Here is a 4,299-nt window from a genome sequence, read left to right as displayed (position 1 = left end):
CAAGGTGCTGGCGTACGAGACGGTCGGCCGCTTTGGCACCAACAGCTGCTCCCCCGTGGGCGCGGGCGGCTTTACCGGCTGCACCCAGCAGATGATCAACAAGGCCCGCGCCGAGCGGGAGAACGGCACCGACGTCCGGTTCGGCGATCTGATCCAGAAGGAGCGCGAGAAGCGTCTCTCGACCATCGACGCCACGGCTGCCGAGGAGCAGATCAGCGTAGAGGCCGAGGAACGCGCGTACGAAGCGCGCAAGAAGGCGGCGGATGCGGCTGCGGCGGGACAGGCGGCGGGTACGACAGCCCCCTGATAGAAGCAGCGTCCTCTAGGGTTCAACTGGGGGGTATGGCGCGGAGATTGCGCCGCGAAGAAGTGGGGTCCCGGATCAAGTCCGGAACGACGAACAACTGGGTATGCTTCCATCCCTTCGCTGACGCAGCGCTGGCGTGTCTCGACTACGCTCGACACGAACGGATATAGAGGGCGAACCGGAGAGGACGCCCTGTTTTTCCTTAGAAAACGAAAGTGTGGATGGCAGCGAGCTTGGCTGACTTTGGCTAAGCCTGGCCAATCGAGCCACCTCCTACCGCCTCAGGTCAGCGCGATGTCCGGCGCGTCTTCCTGCTTCATGCCGACCACGTGATAGCCCGCATCCACGTGATGCGTTTCGCCCGTCACGCCGGAGGACAAGTCCGACAGGAAGTACAGCCCGCTGCCGCCCACGTCGTCGATGGTGACATTGCGGCGCAGCGGCGCGTTCAATTCGTTCCACTTCAGGATGTAGCGGAAATCGCCGATGCCGCTGGCCGCCAGCGTCTTGATGGGCCCGGCGGAGATCGCGTTCACCCGCACGTTCTGCGGGCCGAGATCGTTGGCGAGGTACTTCACCGAGGTTTCCAGCGCCGCCTTGGCCACGCCCATCACGTTGTAGTGCGGCACGACCTTTTCGGCGCCGTAATACGTCAGCGTCAGAATCGAGCCGCCGTTGGGCATCATCGCCACCGCCCGCTTGGTCACGGCGACGAGGCTGTAGGCCGAGATGTTCATGGTCATCAGGAAGTTTTCGAGGCTGGTGTCGACATACTTGCCGCGCAGCTCGTTCTTGTCGGAAAAGCCGATCGCGTGGACCACGAAGTCCAGGGTGTCCCAGCGCCCTTTCAGCGTGTCGAACGCGGTGTCCAGCGCAGCCATGTCGGACACGTCGCATTCCAGCAGAAAGTCGCTCCCCAGGCTTTCGGCCAGCGGCTTCACGCGCTTGGCCAAGGCATCGCCCTGGTAGGAGAAGGCCAGCTCGGCCCCGTGCTCGGCCAGCTTCTTCGCGATGCCCCATGCCAGCGACTTGTCGTTCGCCAGACCCATGATGAGACCGCGCTTCCCCTGCATCAGACCTGTCATTCGTATTCTTCCTGTAATTCACCCGTGCCGGCTTCGGCTGGAGCGCCGGCACGATTCATGGCCCGTTCCTCGGGCGATTCCGTAAGTGCCGCGTTGAGCTCGGCCCCGACGACCATTCCTAGTCCGACAAGCCAGAAAAAGAAAAGTGCGATCATCACGCCCGCCAGGCTGCCATAGGTCAGATCATAGCGGAAAAACGTGGACAGAACGCGGGGCAGGGCGGCGGCGACCACCACCCACCACACCGTCACCAGCAACGCCCCGGGCCAGCGCGGATAGATCGGCTTCTGGTAAGCCGACGGCGTCAGCGCGTAGAACAGCGTGTAGATCGATCCGTAGAGGCCAAGGCCGGTGACAAGGTGGCTCATCGCCAGGCTGAAGCGCGGCGCGTCGATGCCGGGCAGCAGCGTCACCAGCACTTCCTCGATCGAGGCGATCAGCACTTGGCCGGATAGCGAGATCAGCATGATCAGCACCGCGGCCAGGATCAGCCCGGTGGATGTCAGGCGATAGCGCCAGAACGTGCGCGTCGGCTGGGTGCCGTAGGCGCGGTGCAGGATATCGCGGATCGTCTCGATCAGGCTGGCGGCGGACCACACGCCGAACAGGCCGCCGATCCACAGCAGCCAGCCCTGGCGCAGCGCCACCACGTCATGCGCCACCGGGGCCAGCACTTCCGCCACGCGCGGCGGCAGCGCGAGCAGGATGTTGTCGATCGAACCGTCCAGCTGTTCCTGCTCGCCGATGACAGAGAAGATCGCGCCCACCGCGATGAAGAAGGGGAACAGCGCCAGCAGCGTCACGTAGGCGAGGTTGCCGGCGTGGATGAAGCCATCCTCCCACGCGCCGGTCACCACGCGCTTCGTCACGTTGAAGAAGCGGGAGCCCGGGCCGGTCTTTTCACGGATGCGCGTTTGCAAGCCGGAGTGGCGGCGCATGGCATCCTTGCGCCGCGCTTCGGGCGTAAGGTTGGATTTTGCGACTTCGGTCAACCGGCGGTCAGCCTCAGACGCCCAGCTTCGCGCGGACGTCGCGCGTGTCGCGCCAGCCATCGAGGCGCTGGACGAGATCGGCGTCACCTTCTGGCAGCACGATCTGCAGCGTCAGCAGTTGGTCGCCGCGGGTGCCGTCCTTGCGGGTGAAGCCGCGGCCCTTGATGCGCAGCACCTTGCCGGAAGAGGTGCCCGCCGGAACGGACAGCATCACCGCGCCGCTGACGGTGGGGGCGCGCACTTTCGCGCCGTTCACGGCTTCGTCCAGCGTGACCGGCAGGTCCAGCCGCACATCGTCCCCTTCGCGGCGGAAGCTGGGGTGGGGCTGGATCTGGATCGTGACGATGGCATCGCCCGCGCCGCCGGGGCCGGCCTCACCCTTGCCGGCAAGGCGCATCTGCGTGCCGTCTTCCACCCCGTTGGGCAGCTTGAGGTCGATCGTCTTGCCATCGCCCAGGGTTATGCGCTGCGGGGAAAGACTGGCCGCATCGGCGAAGGGGACGGAAAGGCGATAGGATACGTTCGCACCCTTGGGCGGGGCGCGGCGCTGCTGGCGAGCGCTGCCGAACGGATCGCCGCCCATGCCGCCGCGCGCGCCGCCGCCGCGTCCACCGAACATATCACCGAAGATATCGCCCAGATCGATGCCTTCGCTGGAGAACCCTTCGAAGCCGCCGCCCGGATTACCACCGCCAAAACCACGATGCCCGCCGCCAAAGCCGCCGCCACCGTACCCCCCTCCGAAACCCATCGGGTTGCCATCGGCGTCGATCTCGCCCCGGTCGAACTTGGCGCGCTTGTCCTTGTCGGACAGCAGATCGTAAGCCGCAGTCGCTTCGCTGAAGCGCTCGGTCGCCTTGGGATTGTCCTTGTTGGCGTCGGGGTGGAGTTCCTTGGCCAGCTTGCGATAAGCGGATTTGATCTCCTTCTCGCTTGCGCCACGGGACACGCCGAGTGTGGTGTAGGGGTCTGCTGCCATATCGGCAGCATAGCTAGGATCGTGTGGCGCTTCCGGCAAGCGGTGCATTCTTCTACAAGGTGCGTAATGCCCGGCGCCATATGCGTCGGCCGCCAAGGATGACCGCATGATCGATGCCGAAATCGCCGCCGAAAGTATTCCGCGTTCAGACCCCCTGGCCCTGTTCGACCAGTGGTATGCTCAAGCGCGCGAGTCAGAACCCAACGATTCCAACGCGATGGCACTGGCCACCGCCACGCCGGAGGGTGTGCCCTCGGTCCGGATGGTGCTGCTCAAAGGGCACGGCCCGGACGGTTTCGTATTCTACACCAATGCCCACAGCCGCAAGGGCCGCGAGTTGCTGGCCAATCCCCATGCCGCGTTGCTGTTCCATTGGAAGAGCCTGCGCCGCCAGATCCGGATCGAGGGGCCGGTGAGCGAGGTCGATCCGCAGATGGCGGACGATTATTTTCACTCACGATCCCGCGATTCGCAGCTGGGTGCGGTGGCGTCCGACCAGTCGGCCCCGCTGGATTCGCGCGAGACGTTCGTATCCCGCTATCACGAGGTGGAGCGCCGGTTCGGCGATGGCGAGATCGAGCGGCCCGCGCACTGGACCGGGTTTCGCGTGCAGCCCACCGCGATCGAGTTCTGGGTCGATCGGCCGGGCCGCCTGCATGAGCGCCGCGTGTTCACGCGCGATCAGGCGGGCGGCTGGGCCAGCACGCTGCTCTATCCATGAGCGCCAGCTCCATAAGGGATAGCGGCACGCTGAACCGCAGCGCCGCGATGGCGAGCATCAGCGCGGCGCTGCTGCTGCTGGCGTTGAAGGGTTGGGCCGCCTGGTCCACCGGCTCCACCGCGATGCTGGGCAGCCTGGCGGATACCACGCTGGACCTGGTAGCCAGCTGCGCGACCTTGGCGGGCGTGTGGGTGGCGGCGATGCCTGCGGACGAC

5 protein-coding genes and 1 pseudogene are annotated in these 4,299 nt (G+C 65.6%); 3 read left to right on the top strand and 3 right to left on the bottom strand.

Translation table 11 applies throughout. From position 1 onward, the window contains the following. Window positions 1–307 (top strand): annotated as a pseudogene (locus ACHWRX_RS12910) (hypothetical protein); the annotation flags it as partial. 281 nt (window positions 308–588) lie between these two features. On the opposite strand, the gene fabI reads toward ACHWRX_RS12910, so the two are convergent. Genes fabI through ACHWRX_RS12895 form a run of 3 tightly spaced genes read right to left on the bottom strand, consistent with a single transcriptional unit; the run spans window position 589 to window position 3,363 of the window. Next, complete coding sequence (fabI, locus tag ACHWRX_RS12905) at window positions 589–1,392, bottom strand: enoyl-ACP reductase FabI (RefSeq protein ID WP_394659491.1); 804 nt, start codon at window positions 1,390–1,392, stop codon at window positions 589–591. Next, complete coding sequence (locus ACHWRX_RS12900) at window positions 1,389–2,384, bottom strand: YihY/virulence factor BrkB family protein (protein WP_058737435.1); 996 nt, start codon at window positions 2,382–2,384, stop codon at window positions 1,389–1,391. Before ACHWRX_RS12900 ends, fabI begins: the two co-directional genes overlap by 4 nt. Window positions 2,385–2,397: 13 nt before the next feature. Beyond that, complete coding sequence (locus tag ACHWRX_RS12895; RefSeq protein ID WP_058737436.1) at window positions 2,398–3,363, bottom strand: DnaJ C-terminal domain-containing protein; 966 nt, start codon at window positions 3,361–3,363, stop codon at window positions 2,398–2,400. A gap of 106 nt (window positions 3,364–3,469) precedes the next feature. Here ACHWRX_RS12895 and pdxH point away from each other — a divergent pair, with 106 nt between their 5' ends. Continuing rightward, window positions 3,470–4,084: a pyridoxamine 5'-phosphate oxidase gene (gene pdxH, locus ACHWRX_RS12890; RefSeq protein ID WP_288418335.1), complete on the top strand. Its 615-nt coding sequence runs from the start codon at window positions 3,470–3,472 to the stop codon at window positions 4,082–4,084. Beyond that, on the top strand, window positions 4,081–4,299 hold a 219-nt coding region (locus ACHWRX_RS12885), incomplete at its 3' end, for a cation transporter (protein WP_394659490.1). The genes pdxH and ACHWRX_RS12885, both read left to right, overlap by 4 nt.

The sequence above is a fragment of the uncultured Novosphingobium sp. genome (assembly GCF_964277725.1).
GTDB lineage: Bacteria > Pseudomonadota > Alphaproteobacteria > Sphingomonadales > Sphingomonadaceae > Novosphingobium > Novosphingobium fluoreni.
This window is presented reverse-complemented; position numbering and strand designations above follow the sequence as displayed.